This is a genomic window from Streptomyces sp. NPDC048211 (assembly GCF_043202315.1).
In the GTDB taxonomy this organism is placed as follows: Bacteria; Actinomycetota; Actinomycetes; order Streptomycetales; family Streptomycetaceae; genus Streptomyces.
In genome coordinates, this window is the sequence record NZ_JBIDAD010000004.1 from 101,889 (window position 1) to 122,857 (window position 20,969).

A 20,969-nucleotide genomic window follows, 5' to 3' on the forward strand; every position below is an offset into this window, starting at 1 on the left:
GGCGGGTGAGGACGCGGCAGACCGCCCTAGAACCCCCGCGGCAGCCACGGGGCCACGTCGGACAGGAACGCCGACGACGCCTCCGCCACCGCCCCGGCCCGCAGCTCCCGTACCCGCCCGGCCATGGCCATCGAGCTCAGCGCCTCGCCGCCCAGATAGGCGGAGCCCAACTCCCGTACCGAAAGCGCCAGATCCGCCGGGTCCTCGGTGCGCTTGCACGAGGCGCCGCCCTTCGCGTCGGCCCTCAGCCGCCAACGCCCGGCATTCCACGGGCAGAAGGCGTCCTCGACCTCGAACACCACGTTCAGCGGCCCCCGGTAGGTCCGCGCCTCCAGCGCGGCGCCCACGTCCACCAGTCGCAGATGGAGCGAGTCCCGCTGCCGGATGTCGCACCGCCGTACGTCCGACACCAGGTGCAGCACCGCGTCGTCCGTCGGCCGGTTCCGCGCCTCGACCGTCGATGTCAGGTCGATCGCGAAGAGGAACTGCCAGAGCGCCGCGTAGGCCGCCGGGTCGAGGGCCGCCAGATCGCTCACCACGATGCGCCCCTTGGGGCCCGCATTGTCCCAGTCCGGCTTGATGTGGTAGTTCGTGTAGCCGACGAGTTCGCCGTCACGTTCCGCCAGCAGGCACTGCAGCGCCGAGCCGCCCGCGCGTGAACTCTCCGGATCCATCAGCGACTTGCGCTCCCAGCCGGGGCCGTGGGCCGGGGTGCCGGGACGTCCCGGCACCAGTCGCGCGTACACGCTCTCGCACGCGGCGACCGCCTCGTCCTTGCGCGCGTACCGCAGCCGGACCTCGTCGGTGCCCTCGGGCAGGCTCAGCCGCACCCGGTCCGTGTCGATCGCCAGGGACATCTGGCGGGTCGCCGTCCCGTACCCGAACCGGCCGTAGATCGCCGGCTCCGACGCCGTCAGCACGGCCATCGGCTCGCCCAGCGCCCGTACGTCGTCGAGCTGGCGGCGCATCATCGCGGTCAGCAGACCGCGCCTGCGGTGCGTGGACGCGACGCTCACCATCGTGACCCCGGCCGCCGGAACCATCGCCCCGCCGGGCACGGCCACCCGGAAGCTGAACGCTCCCGCCGTCGCGACCACGTCGTCGCCGTCCCAGATCCCGATCGACCGCTCGCACTCGGTCACGGACCGGTACTGCTCGCGCTGTTCGGCGGGCTCCTGGGTCCCTCCGAACGCGAGCTCCAGGGACGAGAACCACTGGTCCCACTCGGACGGTCGCAATACACGGAGCTCTGTTGTCATATGCCATCCCTACCAGGGCTTTCGCGGCCGGGCGAGTCGTTTTCGAACGCATTGTCACAGGGGTCCCCCTGCACCGGAGCCCCCGGGGTGGATAAGGTCCCCGCAATGGCCCGACGCGCAGGAGCAGAGACGTACCCGGCCCGATTGCGGAAATCGGCGCACCGGGTACGCACCACGCTGCGCAGGTCCGGGGTCGATTACTTCCGCGGGGACGGCTCGGACTGGATCGCTCTGGCGGGCCTGCTGCTGACCATCCCGGCCATCACCTGCGGCACGCTGCTGAACCCGCTGTGGTGCTCGCCCACCGTGCTCGTCCTGCCGATCGTCGCCGGCGGCCTGCTGCTGCGGCCCGCCAGCCTGCTCGGGCTGTACGCGACCGCGGCCGCGGCCCTGATCGTGGAGGCCCTGTGGCTCGGTCCGTACGAGGACGGCCCGGCCCGGGTCACCCCGGGCACCGTGCTGACGGTCGCGGCCTGCGGATTCCTGGGCCTGATCCTCGCCCAGTTCCGAGCCAGGGTCGGCGTGCCGTGGCGGCGCGGCGGCACCATGCTCTTCGACCTGCGCGAACGCATCCGGGTCCAGAGCGCGCTGCCCCGCCTCCCGCAGGGCTGGCACCGCGAGATGGCGCTGCGCCCGGCGGGCGGCCAGTCCTTCTCCGGGGACTTCGTCGTCGCGGCCCGCACCCACGGCGGCCGCACGCTGGAGGCCGTGCTCACCGACGTCTCCGGCAAGGGCATGGACGCCGGCTCCCGGGCGCTGCTGCTCTCCGGAGCCTTCGGCGGACTCCTCGGATCGCTGCCGCCGCACGGCTTCCTGCCCGCGGCCAACGGCTATCTGCTGCGCCAGGACTGGGACGAGGGTTTCGCCACGTCGATCCATCTGGTGCTGGACCTGGAGTCCGGTGACTACGAGCTCCTCTCGGCGGGCCACCCGCCCGCCCTCCAGCTCCACGCCGGCAGCGGCCAGTGGGAGGAGATGGCGGCGGAGGGCCCGCTGCTCGGGGTGTACGACGGGGCCGAGTTCGACGCCGTGAAGGGCCACCTGGCCCCCGGCGACGTCCTGATGCTGTTCACCGACGGACTGGTCGAGGCCTCCGACCGTGACATCGCGGAAGGCATCGACCGGCTGACCGGCGAGGCCGACCGCTATGTCGCCACGGGTTTCGAGGGCGCGGCCTGGCATCTCATCGAGGCCTGCGCCAAGGACGTCAACGACGACCGGGCGCTGCTGCTGCTGTCACGCAGATCCTGAACCGTGCACAACCGGTTCGAACCGGACGTACGTCAACGCGGCGGGGACCGTCACCGGATCGGGAGCGGCACCGCTTCGCGCCCGCCGGGCAGGAGTCGGGCCAGCCAGTGGGAGCGCCCGGCGGCCAGGGGGGCCAGGACCGCGAGGACGAGGACGTAGCCCGCGATGAACGGGGAGAGCCGTTCGTCCAGGCCCGCACCGGCCGCCATCGTGGCGAGGATCAGGGCGAACTCGCCGCGTGCCACGAGGGTCGTGGAGATGTTCGCGGTGGCCTGCGGGCCGAATCCGTAGACCTTGGCGGCGGCGAGCCCGGCCACGACGTTCATGGCGAGGGTCACCGCCACGGCGGCCAGTACCGGCCACAGCACGGTCGGCAGATCGCCCGGGTTGATGGAGAGGCCGAAGGCGAAGAAGAAGATCGCGCCGAAGGCGTCCCGCAGCGGATGGACCAGCTTGAGGATGCGCGTCCCCGAGGTCGTGCTGCCGAGCATCAGACCCACCATGAAGGCGCCGATGGCGTCCGCGACCCCGAACCACTCGGAGATGCCGGCCACCAGGACGGCGGCGCCGAGGAAGGAGATGACGAGCAGTTCGTCGTCCCGGGTGTTGATGAGCTTGCCGATGACCTTGGTGCCGAACCGGGCGGCCAGCGCGAGAACCAGCAGGAAACCGAAGGCCTTGCCGCCGTCGACCGCGGCCGACGCGAGGCTGTCGGCGCCCGAGAGGATGGGCTGGAGGGCCGCCAGGTACAGGGCGAGGAACACGTCCTCGACGACGATGATGCCGAGGATCGGCTTGGTCTCCGCGTTGCCGATGCGGCCGAGGTCGACCAGGACCTTGGTGACGATGGCCGACGACGAGATGCCGAGCACCCCGGCGAGGACCAGCGCCTCCGACGTGCCCCAGCCGAGCGCGAAGCCGAAGCCGAGCCCGGCCCCGACGTTCAGGGCGAGATAGGTGCCGCCCGCGACGGCCATCTTGCGGCCGCCCGCCTTGAGGTCGTCGAGGTGGAACTCCAGGCCGAGGTAGAAGAGGAGCAGCACCAGGCCGAGTGCCGAGAGCATCTCCAGGTCGTGCGGGTCGGCGACGAGGACGATGCCGGGGGTGTGCGGGCCGAGGAGGATTCCGGCCAGGATGAACAGCGGGATGGTGGGCAGCCCGATGCGGCTGCCGACGCGGGCGAGGACGGCGGCGGCGAGGAAGGCGCCGCCCATGGCGATGAGCGTGTCTGCGTGTCCGATGAGCCTGATCCTTAGTTGGGTCAAGAGAGCGTCAAGAAATCGTCAGTAATTAGTTTACCGAACGATTGACGTTGCAACTGAGCTCGCCCCGGTCGCCTCGCGACGGAGGGGTGGACAACGGGGAGCGCGGCCGTCCGCAGGGGTGGGCGGCGGGGCGGCCGCTCGTAGGGTCGGGTCATGACCGCATCACGCGCACAGCTGACCCTGACCGAAGTCGAGGCCATCGCCCGCGAGGCCCATGCCGCGCAGCGGGACAAGGCGGGCAGGCCCTACGGCGAACACCTCGCGGCCGTCGCCGAGGGGGTGCGGGCGCGGGGCGGCAGCGACGGACAGATCGCCGCGGCCTGGCTGCACGACGCGGTCGAGGACGACGCCCTGACGGAGCGGTGGCTGGCCGATGCCGCACTTCCGCAGCAGGTCAAGGACATGGTGCTGGCCGTCACCAAGCGGGACGGCGAGGACCTGACGGCGTACACCCGGCGGATCCTGGCCACGCCCGGCGCCCTGCTGATCAAGGAGGCCGATCTCGCGCACAACGCCGACCCGGCCCGCCTCGCGGAGCTGGACGCGGCGACCCGTACCCGGCTGACCGAAAAGTATGCGCTGGTACGGAGGCTGCTCGGGCTCACCACCCCGCAATCACCCGCCGACCAACGGGATTGAGCCAACACGCCGGAACCCGGCCCGCGAACGGGCCGGGCTCCGGCGTATCCAGGTGTCCGGTGAGGTGTTCCGCTCCCGGGGCCGCCCCTCAGGACTTCGTGGAGTCCCGACGGAACGCCCAGTTCATGTCCGGCTCGGTCACGCACCGCAGGGCGCGCCGCACCGGCGGTGTGCACAGCAGGGTCACCCCCGTCGAGGCGACGACGGTGACCAGCACCAGACCCGTCGGCGAGATCAGCCAGTCGTTCCGGTCGAAGACGCCGGTGTATTCGGCGCCCTTCACCAGGAACCCGTGCAGCAGATAGCCGCAGATCGTGCCGGCTCCGAGCGCCGTGAACCACATGCGGCGCCGAGGGACCCAGGACAGGAACCCGGCGGTGAGCAGCGTCGCGCATCCGAACAGGGCGAGCGTCATCACCACGCCCGACCACCAGGGTGAGCCCATCTCCTGGGCGGAGAAGTCACGCAGGAACCAGTCCGTCGTCAACCGGGGCGCCACCCAGTAGGCGACGGCCAGCGCACTGGCGAAGAGCGGCAGGGCCAGCAGCCTCACCTCGCGGCGCTGCACCAACTGGAAGTGCTCCGGCTTGAGTTGGAGGCCGAGCACGAAGAACGGAAGGAACTGCAGCACGCGCGGCAGATCGAGGTGCTCGGTGATGCCGGGGGTGACGGAGGCGAGGACGGCGATGACGAGGGAGACCGTCAGCGGGTAGCGCATGCTGCGCCACAGCGGGGTGGTGAGCCGCCAGATGAACAGCGCGATCAGGAACCAGGCGAGGTACCACGGGTCGGTCAGGCTGATCGCCGCGTCGGGTTCGTCGCCCGCATAACGCCGGAACAGCGTGTAGGCCGTCTCGAACACCACGTAGGGCACGGCGACGCCGGTGATCAGGCGCTTCGCCTTGGCCGGGCTCATGTCGAACGAGCGCGAGAAATAGCCGGAGATGATGATGAAGGCCGGCATGTGGAAGGTGTAGGTCACCATGTACAGCGCACGGGCGGCCCTGCTCCCCTCCATGACCGGTACCCATGAGTGGGCCACCGCGACCAGCACGATGGCCAGGTACTTGGCATTGTCGAAGTAGGCGTCACGCCTCTTCGCGGCCGCCGCCGCCGCGGGCGGGGCCGAGGACGGTGTCGGACCGTCCTTCGTGATCACCGCTGCTGTGCGTCTGGGCTCCGACTCCCGGGTCGCCGGTGGGAGCGTGGCCCTCTCGAATACGTTCGGAGCTTGGAACATCTCAGGCACCCTAGACGCCTCGATTGCAATTCGTAAAACTGTCGTCGGGTATTGCGTGTTCCCGTTCGATTAAATGCCAAACCATCGAAAACTGTCCGCTATGCACGTGTTAATCCCGCTTAAATGGCGCATATCGCCAGGCAGTTGAGCAAGGTGAATTACGTCTCGCCGACGCGTAGGAATTGCCTGTGAATGAAGTGTGTGGATGCGGAAACGATCACCGTTGCAATTGCCCGGGCACAGGGATCTCTCGCGTGCGGGCGCTCCGGCGCCGGCCCTGCTGCCGCACGGCCCGTGCGTGGATGCCGGACCGTCAAGTGACCGGCGCACAGGGGGCGCAGGGGGCGCAAGATGGCGCGATATCGACAGGTCGATTCGTCAGCCGGGCGCGACCACAGGGGAGTTGGTGGCACGATGGACGTCAACGGAGGAGTGCGCGGCCGCACGCCTCCGGGCCGGCAAGGCGGACCGACCGAGGGTGTGAGCAGTCGTGGCCATTTCGCTGTCTGTGGTGCTTCTTTTGGCGATCATCCTGGTGGTCCTGATCCGAGGTGGCTCCATCAAGGCCGGACCCGCGATCGTCGCGGTGCTCTTCGGCTTCTTCCTGGCATCGACCGGCATGGCGCCGTCGATCCAGAAGTTCATGGACTCGATAGCGCAGAGCATCAACCAGATCAGCTTCTGACCGGGCTCGGCTCCGCGCCTGCGCGCGCGGAGCCGAACGGCCGGGAACGCGGAAGGCCCGGTCCGGCGGACATCCCCGAAGGGATCCGCCGGGCCGGGCCCGAAGCATGGAGCGGGCGACGGGAATCGAACCCGCGTAGCTAGTTTGGAAGACTAGGGCTCTACCATTGAGCTACGCCCGCATGCAGCGCACCGCAGGTCACCAGGACCGCGGCACGAGAAGCATCGTAGCGGGTCGCGGGCGCTGTCCGCACACCTGATGGCTGCGAGCGGCTCCGCGTCCGGCGACGCCCGCGTAAACCGGCCGACGCACTGCCCGTCTGCATGTACCCTACGTGTCGCACCGACGGGGTGTGGCGCAGCTTGGTAGCGCGTCCGCTTTGGGAGCGGAAGGTCGTCGGTTCGAATCCGGCCACCCCGACCACCGGCAAGATCGCATTGTGGGAGTTCTCCCCCTTGCCGTTACTATGCAAAATGCGTGCCCGTGTGTCTGATGTACCGGGCTCGGTCCGCGAAGCCGCCTCCTGTGCGGTGGAGCAGAACCCCAAGAAGTCAGCCACCAAGGAGACCGAACCGTGAAGAGCGCCGTGGAGACCCTGAACCCGACCCGGGTTCGGCTCAGCATTGAGGTGCCCTTCGAGGAGCTCAAGGACAGCCTCGACGCGGCGTACAAGAAGATCAACCAGCAGGTCACGGTGAAGGGGTTCCGCAAGGGCAAGATCCCCAACCGGGTCATCGACCAGCGGTTCGGCCGTGGCGCAGTGCTGGAGGAGGCCGTCAACGACGCGCTCCCGAAGTTCTACACCGAGGCCGTCAACGAGGGAGAGCTCAACGTCCTCGGTCAGCCGGAGGTCGATATCACGGAGCTGAAGGACGGCGAGCTGCTGTCCTTCACCGCCGAGGTTGATGTACGCCCCGAGATCGAGATCCCGGACTACTCCGGCATCGAGGTCACCGTCGACGCGCTCGAGGTCAGCGACGAGGACGTCGAGAAGGCCGTGGAGCAGCTGCGCGAGCGCTTCGCCTCGACCAACCCGGTCGAGCGTGCCGCCGCCGAGGGTGACGTCGTCACGATCGACCTGCAGGCCAAGGTCGAGGGCGAGGTCCTCGAGGACGGCGTGGCCGAGGGTGTCTCGTACACCATCGGTTCCGGCGAGCTCCTCGACGGCATCGACGACGCCGTCACCGGCCTGGAGGCGGGTGGCGAGGCCACCTTCACCTCTTCGCTGAAGGGCGGCTCCGCCGAGGGCAAGGACGCCGAGGTCACCGTCAAGGTCACCGCCGTCGCCGCCCGTGAGCTCCCCGAGCTGGACGACGACTTCGCCCAGATGGCCAGCGAGTTCGACACGCTGGAGGAGCTGAAGGCGGACAGCCGCAAGCGCCTGGAGAACACCAAGCAGTACGACCAGGCCACGCAGGCCCAGGAGCGCGTCCTGGAGGAGCTGCTGAAGCTCGCCGAGGTCCCGATCCCGGAGAAGCTGCTCGCGGACGAGGTCCAGACCCGCAAGCACAACCTGGAGCACCACCAGCTCGGCCAGATGGGTCTCGACCTCGAGAAGTACCTGGAGATCCAGGGCAAGACCCTCGAGGAGTTCGAGGCGGAGACGTCCGAGCAGGCCATCAAGGGCATCAAGACCCAGTTCATCCTGGACGAGCTCGTCAACAAGGAGAAGCTGAACGTCAACCAGGAGGAGCTCACCGAGCACCTCATGCGGCGCGCTGCTTCCTCCGGCATGAGCCCCGACCAGTTCGCCCAGGCCGTCGTCGAGGGCGGCCAGGTGCCGATGCTCGTCGGCGAGGTCGCCCGCGGCAAGGCGCTGGCCGTGGTCGTCGAGGCCGCCAAGGTCGTCGACACCAACGGTGAGGTCGTCGAGCTCGAGGACGACGAGGAGACGGCGGAGGAGAGCACCGAGGTGGTCGAGGCCGCCGAGGGCACCACCGACGCGGTCGCCGACGCCGCCGAGGAGAAGACCGAGGCCTGAGTCTCGCGCTGAACCCGTACCACGGGCTCCGGACGCCACCGCGTCCGGAGCCCGTCGTCGTATCGGCGGACGTCCCCCACAACCCTTGTGCGGACTGCGGACCTTGCGCTCCCAGCGAACAGTTGCGGAAGCGGGATGGCGTTGTCCCACCTGCGCGTTAGGGTCCATGAAGAGGAAGGGTCGGGGAGTCCCGGCCCACCCGGTACGAAGACGCTGAGACGGCCGGAGCCGTCAGAGACGAGCAGGTGGATACGTGACGAATCTGATGCCCTACGCCGCCGGAGAGCCGTCCCTCGGTGGAGGCCTCGGTGACCAGGTCTACAGCCGACTGCTCGGCGAACGCATCATCTTCCTCGGTCAGCAGGTCGACGATGACATCGCCAACAAGATCACCGCGCAGCTGCTTCTCCTTGCCGCCGAGCCGGACAAGGACATCTACCTCTACATCAACAGCCCCGGTGGTTCGGTGACGGCCGGCATGGCGGTCTACGACACCATGCAGTACATCCCGAACGACGTCGTCACCATCGGTATGGGCATGGCGGCCTCGATGGGCCAGTTCCTGCTCACCGGCGGCGCCGCCGGCAAGCGCTTCGCGCTCCCGAACACCGACATCCTCATGCACCAGGGTTCGGCCGGTATCGGCGGTACGGCCTCGGACATCAAGATCCAGGCCCAGTACCTGCTGCGCACCAAGCAGCGGATGGCGGAGATCACCGCCCGCCACTCCGGCCAGACCGTGGAGACGATCATCCGCGACGGCGACCGTGACCGCTGGTACACCGCGGAGGAGGCCAAGGAGTACGGCCTCATCGACGAGATCATCACGGTCGCGTCGGGCGTTCCGGGCGGCGGCGGCACCGGCGCCTGACCCGGTCAGCACCGGATCGCGTCGCACCGCACCGCTTTTCTCTCGTACGCCGAGACACCCAGCCACAGAACGCCACCAGGATGGTGAACACCCACATGAACAACTTCCCCGGCGCGTCCGCGAACGGCCTCTACACCGGCCCGCAGGTGGACAACCGCTACATCGTCCCGCGCTTCGTGGAGCGCACCTCGCAGGGCGTGCGTGAGTACGACCCGTACGCGAAGCTGTTCGAGGAGCGCGTGATCTTCCTCGGTGTGCAGATCGACGACGCGTCCGCCAACGACGTCATGGCGCAGCTGCTGTGCCTGGAGTCGATGGACCCGGACCGGGACATCTCGATCTACATCAACAGCCCCGGCGGCTCGTTCACCGCGCTCACCGCGATCTACGACACGATGCAGTTCGTGAAGCCGGACATCCAGACGGTCTGCATGGGCCAGGCCGCCTCCGCCGCGGCCGTGCTGCTTGCCGCGGGGACGCCCGGTAAGCGCCTGGCGCTGCCGAACGCCCGCGTCCTGATCCACCAGCCGTCCTCGCAGACCGGCCGTGAGCAGCTCTCCGACCTGGAGATCGCGGCCAACGAGATCCTGCGCATGCGGGCCCAGCTGGAGGAGCTGCTGGCGAAGCACTCCACCACGCCGATCGAGAAGATCCGTGACGACATCGAGCGCGACAAGATCCTGACCGCCGAGGACGCCCTGGCCTATGGTCTGGTCGACCAGATCGTCGCGACCCGTAAGAGCGCGGCCGGAGCGGCCGCCTGACGTCGGCCTTTACCCCTTGGTACGGCAGGGTCACCCGGCCCCGGCCGTGTGAACCGTGCCAAGGGGGGCCCGAACGGGGGGCCAGGCAAGGTACCGTCGGATAGAGGCACCAGGAGCCGCTGAACCAGGCGTCTCCCAGGCGAAGGGGAAGCACCTCGTGGCACGCATCGGTGATGGCGGCGACCTGCTCAAGTGCTCGTTCTGCGGAAAGAGCCAGAAGCAGGTGAAGAAGCTCATCGCGGGACCCGGTGTGTACATCTGCGACGAGTGCATCGATCTCTGCAACGAGATCATCGAGGAAGAACTCGCGGAGACGAGCGAGGTCCGCTGGGAGGAACTTCCCAAGCCCCGCGAGATCTACGAGTTCCTCGAGGGGTACGTCGTCGGGCAGGAGCCCGCGAAGAAGGCCCTCTCGGTCGCTGTGTACAACCACTACAAGCGGGTCCAGGCCGGGGAGAACGGCGGCGGCTCCAGCCGCGACGACGCGATCGAACTCGCCAAGTCCAACATCCTGCTGCTGGGCCCCACGGGCTCGGGCAAGACGCTCCTCGCGCAGACACTGGCCCGCATGCTCAACGTCCCGTTCGCCATCGCCGACGCGACGGCGCTGACGGAGGCCGGCTATGTCGGCGAGGACGTCGAGAACATCCTGCTGAAGCTGATCCAGGCCGCGGACTACGACGTCAAGAAGGCCGAGACCGGGATCATCTACATCGACGAGATCGACAAGGTCGCCCGCAAGAGCGAGAACCCGTCGATCACCCGTGATGTCTCCGGCGAGGGCGTCCAGCAGGCCCTGCTGAAGATCCTGGAGGGCACCACCGCCTCCGTGCCGCCGCAGGGCGGCCGGAAGCACCCGCACCAGGAGTTCATCCAGATCGACACGACGAACGTGCTGTTCATCGTGGGCGGCGCGTTCTCCGGCCTGGAGAAGATCATCGAGTCCCGGGCCGGCGCCAAGGGCATCGGCTTCGGCGCCACGATCCGCTCCAAGCGCGAGATCCAGGCGAGCGACCAGTTCCAGGAGGTCATGCCGGAGGACCTGGTGAAGTTCGGGATGATCCCCGAGTTCATCGGCCGCCTCCCGGTCCTGACCTCGGTCCACAACCTGGACCGCGAGGCACTGCTGCAGATCCTCATCGAGCCGCGCAACGCCCTGGTGAAGCAGTACCAGCGGCTGTTCGAACTCGACGGCGTGGAGCTGGACTTCGAGCGCGAGGCGCTGGAGGCCATCGCCGACCAGGCGATCCTGCGCCAGACCGGCGCGCGCGGCCTGCGCGCCATCATGGAGGAGGTCCTCCAGTCGGTGATGTACGAGGTGCCGTCCCGCAAGGACGTCGCCCGGGTCGTCATCACCTCGGACGTGGTCCGCAACAACGTCAACCCGACCCTGGTCCCGCGCGAGCCGCGGACGATCGGCAAGGGCGACGACGGGCGGCACGAGAAGTCCGCGTAGCCGCGGTTCCGTTACGCAACGCGAAGGGGCGCCCCGCCGGTTCGGCCGGCGGGGCGCCCCTTCGTGCTGCGCGGATCAGATCTTGGTGCGGGAGGTGTTGTAGAGCTTGGCCGCGACTGCGGCGACATCGTCCTGCGACATGGCCTGGTTCTTCATGGCGAGACCCATGTCGATGCCGGTGACGATGCCGACCGTGCTGTAGTCGGCCCAGATGCAGATGGGCGCCTCGATCGACTTGGGCCCGTTCTCGACGCTGCCGTCACCGCCTTCGATGTCGGTCTTGACGTTCTGGCACCTCATCAACGCGCCCTTGAAACCGGCCGGGGTGACGTCCTTGGGCGAGCCGACCAGTTCGGCCTTGCTCCCGTCCTCGCCCTTGGTCATGTTCAGCTTGGCCTGGTTGAACGACTTGTTGATCACCGAGGCCGGGTCGCTGACCTCACCCCAGTAGCCCTGAAGGTTGATCATCTTCAGGCTCAGGTCCTTCTCGGAACCCCCCTGGTAGTTCGCACCGGCACCGTTGGGGTTCTTGACCCCGGCGGCCTCGGCTTCGCTCTTGTCGGCGCCGCTGAGCGGTCCGGCGGTGGTGTCGCTGCTGTCGCCCTTCTTGTACCCCTCCAGCGTCGCCGCCGGCGTCAGCTTGTACCCCTTGGTGGAGTCCGCCACGTCACTGTTGCTGGCGCCCCCGCCCGACGTCAGGAAGTACACCCCGCCGCCGATGACCGCCAGCGCCACGATGACGCCGCCGATGATCAGGCCCGTCTTCTTCTTCGGCGGGGCGGCGGGCGGGAACGGGGGCTGCTGGCCGTAGACCGGCTGGCCGCCGTACGGGGGAGTGGGGGGCTGCTGGCCGTACGGGCCGGGCTGCTGGGCCTGCGGGTAGCCGTAGCCCGGCTGCGGGGGCTGCTGCTGGGGCGGAACGCCCTGGGGGGCCTGCTGCGGGTAGCCATAGCCGGGCTGTCCCTGCGGCTGTCCCTGCGGAGGCTGACCGCCGTAGGGGCCCGGCTGCTGGCCGTACGGTCCGGGCTGGCCCTGCGGCGGCTGGCCACCGTACGGGCCCGGCTGGTTGTAGCTCATCTGCGGTGTCCCCTGTTCGTCATGCTCATGCGTTCTTATGCGTTCCGAACATCCTGACGGACGGCCCGTGGCTCTGGGGCACCGGGAGGGACACCGTTACTGAACAAACCGGTTTCAGTGCATGACTGTGACGGCCCTAAACTGTGGGCGTGACCGAGAACGCAGCGCAGCAGCCAGCCAGCAACCCCGAACTGCCGACCCAGTACACGCCGGCCGAGGTAGAGGGGAAGCTGTACGAGCGCTGGGTAGAACGCGGTTACTTCGAGGCGGACGAGAACAGCGACAAGCCGCCGTACTCCATCGTCATCCCGCCGCCCAACGTCACCGGATCCCTGCACCTGGGACACGCCTTCGAGCACACGCTGATCGACGCCCTCGTCCGCCGCAAGCGGATGCAGGGGTTCGAGGCGCTCTACCAGCCGGGCATGGACCACGCCGGCATCGCCACCCAGAACGTCGTCGAGCGCGAGCTCGGCAAGGAGGGCAAGTCCCGCCACGACCTGGGCCGCGAGGCCTTCGTCGAGCGTGTCTGGCAGTGGAAGAACGAGTCCGGCGGCCAGATCTCCGGACAGATGCGCCGCCTCGGCGAGGGCGTCGCCTGGTCCCGTGAGCGCTTCACCATGGACGAGGGCCTGTCCAAGGCCGTCCAGACCGTCTTCAAGCAGATGTACGACGAAGAGCTGATCTACCGCGCCGAGCGCATCATCAACTGGTGCCCGCGCTGCCTGACCGCGATCTCGGACATCGAGGTCGAGTACCAGGAGGACGACGGCGAGCTCGTCTCCATGCAGTACGGCGAGGGCGACGAGACCATCGTCGTCGCCACCACCCGCGCCGAGACGATGCTCGGTGACACGGCCGTCGCCGTCCACCCCGACGACGAGCGCTACAAGCACCTGGTCGGCAAGCAGATCAAGCTTCCGCTGACCGACCGCACCATCCCGGTCGTCGCCGACCACCACGTCGACCCCGAGTTCGGCACCGGCGCCGTCAAGGTGACTCCGGCCCACGACCCGAACGACTTCGAGATCGGCAAGCGTCACGACCTGCCGTTCCTCACGGTCCTCGACGAGCGCGCCGTCATCACGGCCCCCGGCCCCTTCCAGGGCCTGGACCGCCTGGAGGCCCGCTCCGCCATCGTCGCCGCCCTGCGCGCCGAGGGCCGGATCGTCGCCGAGAAGCGGCCGTACGTCCACTCCGTCGGGCACTGCTCGCGCTGCAAGACCACCATCGAGCCGCGCCTCTCCCTCCAGTGGTGGGTCAAGGTCGCCCCGCTCGCCAAGGCGGCCGGTGACGCCGTCCGCGACGGCAAGGTCAAGATCCACCCGCAGGAGATGGAGAAGCGCTACTTCGACTGGGTCGACAACCTCCACGACTGGTGCATCTCGCGCCAGCTCTGGTGGGGTCACCGCATCCCCGTCTGGTACGGCCCGAACGGCGAGGTCGTCTGCGTCGGACCCGACGACGCGGCGCCCACCGGTGAGGGCTGGACCCAGGACAGCGATGTCCTGGACACCTGGTTCTCCTCCGGTCTCTGGCCGTTCTCCACGCTCGGCTGGCCCGAACAGACCGACAGCCTCGCGAAGTTCTATCCGAACTCCGTCCTGGTCACCGGCTACGACATCCTCTTCTTCTGGGTCGCCCGGATGATGATGTTCGGCCTGTACGTCAACGACGGCGTCCCGCCGTTCGAGACGATCGTCCTGCACGGCATGGTGCGCGACGAGCACGGCAAGAAGATGTCGAAGTCCTTCGGCAACGTGGTCAACCCGCTGGACTGGATGGACAAGTACGGCTCCGACGCGCTCCGCTTCACCCTCGCGCGCGGCGCCAACCCGGGCGTCGACGTCCCGATCGGCGAGGAGTGGGTCCAGGGTTCCGCCAAGTTCTCCAACAAGATCTGGAACGCCACCCGCTTCGCCCTGATGAACGGCGCGACGATCGAGGGCGAGCTGCCGTCCGCCGACGAGATGTCGGTGACCGACCGCTGGATCCTGTCCCGCCTCAACAAGACGGTCGCCGAAGTCGACGCGTACTACGACGACTACCAGTTCTCCAAGCTCAGCGAGTCGCTCCGGCACTTCGCCTGGGACGAGGTCTTCGACTGGTACCTGGAGCTGTCCAAGACCACGTTCTTCGGCGGCGGCCGGCCGGCCGAGGTCTCGGGCCGGGTCCTGGGCGAGGTCCTCGACGTGATGCTGCGCCTGCTGCACCCGGTCGTCCCGTTCGTCACGGAGACCCTCTGGACCGCGCTCACCGGCCGCGAGTCCGTCGTCATCGCCGAGTGGCCGAAGGACAGCGGCTTCCGTGACGACGCGGCCGAGAAGGAGATCGAGCTCGTCCAGCAGGTCGTCACCGAGGTCCGCCGCTTCCGCAACGACCAGGGTCTCCAGCCCGGCCAGAAGGTCCCCGCCGAGCTGACCCTGACCGGCACGGCGCTCGCCCCGCACGAGGCGGCCATGCGTCAGCTCGCGCGGCTCCAGCCCGCCGGCGAGGGCTTCCACGCCACCGCGTCGCTGCCGATCGCCGGAGCCACCGTCGCCCTCGACCTCTCGGGCACGATCGACGTCGGGGCCGAGCGCAAGCGCCTGACGAAGGACCTGGAGGCCGCGCAGAAGGAGAAGGCGCAGGCCACCGGCAAGCTCGGCAACGAGGCGTTCCTGGCCAAGGCCCCGGACAACGTGGTCGACAAGATCCGTGGCCGGCTCGCCAAGGCCGAGGCCGACATCGAGCGGATCGCCGGCCAGCTGGCGGCCCTGCCGCAAGGCTGAGACAGCGACCCGGAAGAGCCCCCGTATCCCTCCCGCGAGGGGCACGGGGGCTTTCGCGTGCCCGCGCCGCCGGGCGCTGCGCCCGATGTCCGATCCGGTCCGTAGACTGGCCCCGTGAGTGAGCCCCGCCCTTCCGACCGGCACGACGCGTCCGACTCCGACGAGACCTTCGCGGAGATCGTCGACGAAGCGACCCAGCGCGACCCCGACCTGGCGGTGATCGAGGCCGGGAGCCGCACGCTGCGCGCCGCCTCCGGACCGCCCTCGGCCGACGAGGTCCCCGCCCGTCCCGCCGATCCGGAGGTGGACAAGGCGCTGCGCGCGGTGGAGCAGGAGCTCGCCGGGCGCTGGGGCGAGACCAAGCTGGAGCCGTCCGTGACGCGCATCGCCGCGCTGATGGACGTGCTCGGCGAGCCGCAGCGCGCCTACCCCTCCATCCACATCACCGGGACCAACGGCAAGACGAGCACGGCCCGCATGATCGAGGCCCTGCTCGGCGCCTTCGACCTGCGCACCGGCCGCTACACCTCGCCGCACGTCCAGTCGATCACCGAGCGGATCAGCCTGGACGGCTCCCCGATGGACCCCGAGCGGTTCATCGAGACGTACCAGGACATCAAGCCGTACGTCGAGATGGTCGACGCGCAGCAGCCCTACCGGCTCTCCTTCTTCGAGGTGCTCACCGGCATGGCCTACGCGGCCTTCGCGGACGCGCCGGTCGACGTCGCCGTCGTCGAGGTCGGTATGGGCGGCAGCTGGGACGCGACCAACGTGATCGACTCCACGGTCGCCGTCGTCACGCCGATCTCCCTGGACCACACCGACCGGCTGGGCTCCACGCCCGGTGAGATCGCGGTGGAGAAGTCCGGGATCATCAAGCAGGGCGCGACGGTCATCCTGGCCCAGCAGCCCGTCGACGCCGCCCAGGTGATGCTGAAGAAGGCCGTCGAGGTCGATGCCACCGTGGCCCGCGAGGGCATGGAGTTCGGCGTCGTCTCCCGGGAGATCGCGGTCGGCGGCCAGCTGCTGACACTGCGCGGCCTCGGCGGCGAGTACGAGAACATCTTCCTTCCGCTGTACGGCGCCCACCAGGCGCACAACGCGGTGGTGGCGCTCTGCGCGGTCGAGGCGTTCTTCGGCATCGGTGCCGAGCAGACCGGCTCGCTCGACGGAGACATCATCCGCAGGGCCTTCGCCTCGGTGATCTCGCCGGGACGCCTCGAAGTGGTCCGTTCCAGCCCCACCGTCGTCCTGGACGCCGCGCACAACCCGGCAGGCGCCCTGGCCACCGCCGAGGGACTCTCCGAGGCCTTCGGCTTCTCGCGGCTGATCGGTGTGGTCGGGGCCAGCGGCGACAAGGACGTCCGGGGCCTCCTGGAAGCCTTCGAGCCGATCTTCGCCGAGGTCGTCGTCACCCAGAATTCCAGCGCACGCGCGATGGACGCGGACGAGCTCGCCGCGGTCGCGGTCGAGGTCTTCGGCAACGACCGCGTGCAGGTCGAACCCCGGCTCGACGACGCGCTGGAGGCGGCGATCACCCTCGCCGAGGAAGAGGACGAGTACGCGGGCGCCGGGGTGCTGGTGACCGGATCCGTGATCACGGTCGGCGAGGCCCGGCTGCTTCTGGGAAGGCGCTGACCTACGTGCGTACGCTCTGTGCATCGACGCTGATCGGCGAGTTCTTCGTGATCGGGTTCGCCGGACTCGTCGCGATGAAGTCCGACGACCTGACATCCGCCACGGTCTGGACGGTCTGCGGCATCGGCATGCTGCTCTCCGTGCTGCTCTGCGGGATGATCACCCGCCCCGGCGGCATACAGCTCGGCTGGGTGCTCCAGGTCGCCCTGGTCGCCAGTGGCTTCGTGGTCCCGACGATGTTCATCCTCGGCCTGGTCTTCGGCGGCCTGTGGTGGGCCTCCGTGCACTACGGCCGCAAGATCGACGAGGCGAAGGCCCGGTGGGCCGCGCAGGAGGCGGCGCAGGCTCCGTCCGGCACCTGAGGCCGCAGGCGGGTCCCGGTGGCCAAACCCGGCCGCCGGCCCGTCACCGTACCCCTGTAACCTCGCCTCACCGCACCCGTATGCCTGCAAGGAGCCGCACATGACCCAGCGCACCCTCGTTCTTCTCAAGCCCGACGCCGTCCGTCGCGGTCTGGTCGGCGAAATCGTCGGCCGCATCGAGCGCAAGGCCGGCTGGAAGATCACGGCGCTGGAGCTCCGCACCCTCGACCGCGCCACGCTGGAGCAGCACTACGCCGAGCACGTCGGCCGCCCGTTCTACGAGCCGCTCGTCGAGTTCATGCAGTCCGGCCCGATCGTGGCCCTGGTGGCCGAGGGCGAGCGCGTCATCGAGGGCGTACGCGCCCTGGCGGGCCCCACCGACCCGATCGCCGCCGCGCCCGGATCGATCCGTGGCGACTTCGGCACCATCACCCGGGAGAACCTCATCCACGCCTCGGACTCCGAGGAGTCCGCAGAGCGAGAAATGAAGCTGTTCTTTCCGGGACTTTCCTGACCTTCGATCAGCCGAACAGCGCTGATGACCTGGGGCGACCGAAGTAATTCGGTCGCCCTTCGGCATAGGGCCCCCGATCGCGGGAACGCATCCCTTCGACGTAACGTCACCATGAGTGGAACGGCCACCCGTTCTGCTCAGCATGGCGGAGGGCCCTCGCGCTGTGTCGGTGTTTCCGGCACTACGATGGAAGCTTCCACGCCCGCAGCGCCCATCTCGCCTACCAAAACAAGCCATCATCGCTTTCGCTTGGGAAGGCCCGACGCATCCTCATGGGGAACAAGGGGAACTCAATGTCGTTCATCGGCCGTGACATGGCTATCGACCTCGGGACTGCCAACACGCTGGTGTACGTCAGGGGGCGCGGCATCGTTCTGAACGAGCCGTCCGTCGTGGCCATCAACACCAACACCGGCGGCATCCTCGCGGTCGGTTCCGAGGCCAAGAAGATGATCGGCCGTACGCCGGGCAACATCGTTGCCGTACGGCCTCTGAAGGACGGCGTGATCGCCGACTTCGAGATCACGGAGCGGATGCTCCGCTACTTCATCCTGAAGATCCACAAGCGCCGCTACCTGGCCCGCCCGCGGGTCGTCGTCTGCGTGCCCTCCGGCATCACCGGGGTCGAGCGACGCGCCGTCATCGAGGCGTCGACGCAGGCCGGTGCCCGCCAGGTGCACATCATCGAGGAGCCCATGGCGGCGGCCATCGGCTCCGGCCTGCCGGTCCACGAGGCCACCGGCAACATGGTCGTCGACATCGGCGGCGGCACCACCGAGGTCGCGGTCATCTCGCTCGGCGGAATCGTCACGGCCCAGTCCATCCGGGTCGCCGGTGACGAGCTGGACAACGCGATCATCCAGCACATCAAGAAGGAGTACTCGCTCCTGCTCGGTGAGCGCACCGCCGAACAGATCAAGATCACCATCGGTTCGGCCTTCGAGCTGGAGAAGGACGAGCACACCGAGATCCGGGGCCGCGACCTCGTCTCGGGGCTGCCCAAGACCGTGGTCATCTCCGCCACCGAGGTCCGCAAGGCGATCGAGGAGCCGGTCAACGCGATCGTCGACGCGGTCAAGACGACGCTCGACAAGTGCCCGCCGGAGCTGTCCGGCGACGTCATGGACCGCGGCATCGTCCTGACCGGCGGCGGCGCGCTGCTGCGCGGCCTCGACGAGCGGCTGCGCCACGAGACGGGCATGCCGATCCACATCGCCGAGGACCCGCTGGACTCCGTCGCGCTCGGATCCGGCAAGTGCGTCGAGGAGTTCGAGGCGCTCCAGCAGGTGCTGGACGCCCAGCCCCGACGGTAGGAACTCCAGGGACCCTCCGCGCGGACGCTGCCGCTCCGCGCGGAGGATCGTTGATATACAGGCACGAACATTCCTACGAGGAAGGCACGGCCGCCGCACGTGAGGGACACACGAGAGAGCCGGCTGCTCCTGGTGCTGCTGATCGCCATCGCATTCGCACTGATCACGGTGGATATCCGCGGCGGCGAGGAGTCACCGGTGGACGGCGCCCGGCAGGCCGCCGCCACCGTCTTCGGACCGGTGGAGAACGGCGTGGCGGCAGCGGTCGACCCGGTGGGCAACGCCATAGGGGCCGTACGCGCCTCCGGCGACCGCCACGACAAGATCGCCGCGCTGGAGAAGCAGAACGCCGAGCTCAAGACGAGGCTCGGCAGCGACGACCGCAACCGCAGCCGGGTCCGCGAGCTCGACAAGATGCTCAAGAAGTCGGACGCCGGCCAGTACGGCATCAAGGCCGCCGAAGTCATCGCCATAGGAGCGGCCCAGGGCTTCTCCTGGACGGTCACCATCGACGCCGGCTCCAAGGACGGCCTCAAGCGCGACATGACCGTCCTCAACGGCGACGGGCTCGTCGGCCGCGTCACCACCGTCGGCCCGGACACCGCCACGGTGCTCCTGGCCAACGACCCCGACTTCACCGTCGGCACCCGGATGGAGTCCACCGACGAACTCGGCTTCGCCACCGGCCAGGGCTCCCGCCCGCTGTCCGTCCAGTTCCTGAACGGCAAGGCCAAGGTCAAGAAGGGCGACCGCCTCGTCACGTTCGGCTCCAGCAAGGACAAGCCCTTCGTGCCCGGCGTCCCGGTCGGCGAGGTCGTCCGGGTCGACCCGTCCGGCGGCGACCTGACCCGGACCGTCTACGTCCGCCCGTACGTCGGCTTCACCAAGCTCGACATCGTCGGCATCGTCGTCCAGGCACCCCGCGAGGACCCCCGCGACACGGTCCTGCCGAAGAAGGCCGTCAAGCCTGCCAAGCCGAAGCCCACCCCGACCGTCACCGTCACCATCTCGCCCAACGGCGACATCGTCGACACCAGCGGCAACGTGGTCGGGAACATCCACCAGAGCGCGAGTCCCAGCGGCAGCCCGGACCCGAACCCCAGCGGGAACGCCACACCGAACGCCGACAACGCGGTAAACGAACAGAGGTAGAGCTGATCCCCATGCGTGTCAACCGGACTCTGCTCTCCATCGTTCTGGTCGTGATCGCCCTCGTCGTCCAGGTATCCGTACTCGCCCGGCTCCAGCTCCCCGGCGCCGTCCCCGACCTGCTGCTCATGGTCGTCGTCGGCCTGGCCCTGGTGTACGGGCACGTCAGCGGGGCCCTCATCGGCTTCGGCGCGGGCCTCCTCGCCGACCTGGCACCCCCGGCCGACCACGCCGCCGGACGCTACGCCCTCGTGCTCTGCGTCATCGGCTACCTCGCCGGACTGGCCAGGCCCGAGAACGGGCAGCTCAAGTCAGCCTTCGTCCCGATGGCCGTCGTCGTCGCGGCCGCGATCGGATCGACCCTGCTCTACGCGGGCGTCGGCGCGCTCGTCGGCGACACGGCGGCCCGCCATGTGGGACTCGGCAGCCTGCTGTTCACCGCGGCCGTCTACGACCTGCTCCTCGCGCCGTTCACCGTTCCGCTGATCATGGCGATGGCCAGACGCACGGTGAACGACCCGCTCACCGAGTCCTCCTCCGGCCGCGGCGACGCCGCAGCCGGCTGGCTCGCCGCGGGCACCGGACTGCGGATCGGCAGCCAGCGCGGCGGACTGCGCGTCAAGGCCGCCCGCAACCGGGCCGCACGCGCCGGACGGATCAAGGGAGTCAAGCGACTGTGAGGCCGCATCACCCGGGGGGCGCCCGCCTCGTCCCCTGCCCCAGCCCGACCACCA

18 protein-coding genes and 2 tRNA genes are annotated in these 20,969 nt (G+C 68.9%); 15 read left to right on the forward strand and 5 right to left on the reverse strand.

Going from position 1 to position 20,969, the window contains the following annotated elements:
* Window positions 1-26: 26 nt before the first annotated feature.
* The gene (locus ACGFZA_RS16790; protein WP_385270910.1) at window positions 27-1,259 is read right to left on the reverse strand and encodes a GNAT family N-acetyltransferase; all 1,233 of its coding nucleotides are present in this window, start codon (window positions 1,257-1,259) and stop codon (window positions 27-29) included.
* 105 nt (window positions 1,260-1,364) lie between these two features.
* Here ACGFZA_RS16790 and ACGFZA_RS16795 point away from each other — a divergent pair, with 105 nt between their 5' ends.
* On the forward strand, window positions 1,365-2,510 hold the full coding sequence (locus tag ACGFZA_RS16795) for a PP2C family protein-serine/threonine phosphatase (RefSeq protein WP_385270907.1): 1,146 nt from the start codon (window positions 1,365-1,367) through the stop codon (window positions 2,508-2,510).
* A 50-nt stretch (window positions 2,511-2,560) separates the two neighbouring features.
* Here ACGFZA_RS16795 and ACGFZA_RS16800 read toward each other — a convergent pair whose 3' ends face one another.
* On the reverse strand, window positions 2,561-3,724 hold the full coding sequence (locus tag ACGFZA_RS16800; protein ID WP_385271884.1) for a cation:proton antiporter: 1,164 nt from the start codon (window positions 3,722-3,724) through the stop codon (window positions 2,561-2,563).
* A 204-nt stretch (window positions 3,725-3,928) separates the two neighbouring features.
* On the opposite strand from ACGFZA_RS16800, the gene ACGFZA_RS16805 reads away from it, so the two are divergent.
* On the forward strand, window positions 3,929-4,414 hold the full coding sequence (locus tag ACGFZA_RS16805) for an HD domain-containing protein (protein ID WP_385270904.1): 486 nt from the start codon (window positions 3,929-3,931) through the stop codon (window positions 4,412-4,414).
* A gap of 88 nt (window positions 4,415-4,502) precedes the next feature.
* On the opposite strand, the gene ACGFZA_RS16810 is transcribed toward ACGFZA_RS16805, so the two are convergent.
* The gene (locus ACGFZA_RS16810) at window positions 4,503-5,654 is read right to left on the reverse strand and encodes an acyltransferase family protein (RefSeq protein WP_393679846.1); all 1,152 of its coding nucleotides are present in this window, start codon (window positions 5,652-5,654) and stop codon (window positions 4,503-4,505) included.
* Between the two features lie 490 nt (window positions 5,655-6,144).
* On the opposite strand from ACGFZA_RS16810, the gene ACGFZA_RS16815 reads away from it, so the two are divergent.
* On the forward strand, window positions 6,145-6,339 hold the full coding sequence (locus tag ACGFZA_RS16815) for a hypothetical protein (protein WP_123471025.1): 195 nt from the start codon (window positions 6,145-6,147) through the stop codon (window positions 6,337-6,339).
* A gap of 107 nt (window positions 6,340-6,446) precedes the next feature.
* Here the strand turns inward: ACGFZA_RS16815 and ACGFZA_RS16820 are convergent.
* Window positions 6,447-6,520 (reverse strand) — tRNA-Gly (locus ACGFZA_RS16820).
* A gap of 165 nt (window positions 6,521-6,685) precedes the next feature.
* On the opposite strand from ACGFZA_RS16820, the gene ACGFZA_RS16825 reads away from it, so the two are divergent.
* The 5 genes from ACGFZA_RS16825 to clpX all read left to right on the forward strand — a co-directional run bounded on the left by ACGFZA_RS16825 (window position 6,686) and on the right by clpX (window position 11,411).
* Window positions 6,686-6,762: transfer RNA gene (locus tag ACGFZA_RS16825), tRNA-Pro, on the forward strand.
* A 151-nt stretch (window positions 6,763-6,913) separates the two neighbouring features.
* Entirely contained in the window at window positions 6,914-8,320 is a 1,407-nt protein-coding gene (gene tig, locus ACGFZA_RS16830; RefSeq protein ID WP_385270898.1) for a trigger factor, read from the forward strand.
* Between the two features lie 265 nt (window positions 8,321-8,585).
* Window positions 8,586-9,191: an ATP-dependent Clp protease proteolytic subunit gene (locus ACGFZA_RS16835; protein WP_168713553.1), complete on the forward strand. Its 606-nt coding sequence runs from the start codon at window positions 8,586-8,588 to the stop codon at window positions 9,189-9,191.
* 80 nt (window positions 9,192-9,271) lie between these two features.
* A complete protein-coding gene (locus ACGFZA_RS16840; protein ID WP_385270895.1) occupies window positions 9,272-9,955 on the forward strand; it encodes an ATP-dependent Clp protease proteolytic subunit in 684 nt (227 codons plus the stop codon).
* A gap of 157 nt (window positions 9,956-10,112) precedes the next feature.
* Entirely contained in the window at window positions 10,113-11,411 is a 1,299-nt protein-coding gene (clpX, locus tag ACGFZA_RS16845) for an ATP-dependent Clp protease ATP-binding subunit ClpX (protein WP_385270892.1), read from the forward strand.
* 75 nt (window positions 11,412-11,486) lie between these two features.
* Here the strand turns inward: clpX and ACGFZA_RS16850 are convergent, their stop codons facing one another.
* Window positions 11,487-12,488: a hypothetical protein gene (locus ACGFZA_RS16850; protein ID WP_393679849.1), complete on the reverse strand. Its 1,002-nt coding sequence runs from the start codon at window positions 12,486-12,488 to the stop codon at window positions 11,487-11,489.
* Between the two features lie 149 nt (window positions 12,489-12,637).
* On the opposite strand from ACGFZA_RS16850, the gene ACGFZA_RS16855 reads away from it, so the two are divergent.
* The 7 genes from ACGFZA_RS16855 to mreD all read left to right on the forward strand — a co-directional run bounded on the left by ACGFZA_RS16855 (window position 12,638) and on the right by mreD (window position 20,915).
* On the forward strand, window positions 12,638-15,259 hold the full coding sequence (locus ACGFZA_RS16855) for a valine--tRNA ligase (protein WP_393679851.1): 2,622 nt from the start codon (window positions 12,638-12,640) through the stop codon (window positions 15,257-15,259).
* Between the two features lie 114 nt (window positions 15,260-15,373).
* Complete coding sequence (locus ACGFZA_RS16860) at window positions 15,374-16,897, forward strand: bifunctional folylpolyglutamate synthase/dihydrofolate synthase (protein WP_385270883.1); 1,524 nt, start codon at window positions 15,374-15,376, stop codon at window positions 16,895-16,897.
* A gap of 5 nt (window positions 16,898-16,902) precedes the next feature.
* Window positions 16,903-17,259, forward strand: a complete 357-nt coding sequence (locus ACGFZA_RS16865) for a DUF4233 domain-containing protein (RefSeq protein ID WP_393679853.1) — start codon at window positions 16,903-16,905, stop codon at window positions 17,257-17,259.
* A 100-nt stretch (window positions 17,260-17,359) separates the two neighbouring features.
* Entirely contained in the window at window positions 17,360-17,773 is a 414-nt protein-coding gene (gene ndk / locus ACGFZA_RS16870; protein ID WP_018103190.1) for a nucleoside-diphosphate kinase, read from the forward strand.
* A gap of 293 nt (window positions 17,774-18,066) precedes the next feature.
* Complete coding sequence (locus ACGFZA_RS16875) at window positions 18,067-19,086, forward strand: rod shape-determining protein (RefSeq protein ID WP_073723157.1); 1,020 nt, start codon at window positions 18,067-18,069, stop codon at window positions 19,084-19,086.
* Window positions 19,087-19,185: 99 nt separating this feature from the next.
* Complete coding sequence (gene mreC / locus ACGFZA_RS16880) at window positions 19,186-20,238, forward strand: rod shape-determining protein MreC (protein ID WP_385270875.1); 1,053 nt, start codon at window positions 19,186-19,188, stop codon at window positions 20,236-20,238.
* 11 nt (window positions 20,239-20,249) lie between these two features.
* On the forward strand, window positions 20,250-20,915 hold the full coding sequence (gene mreD / locus ACGFZA_RS16885; protein WP_385270872.1) for a rod shape-determining protein MreD: 666 nt from the start codon (window positions 20,250-20,252) through the stop codon (window positions 20,913-20,915).
* The last annotated feature ends 54 nt before the right edge of the window (window positions 20,916-20,969 follow it).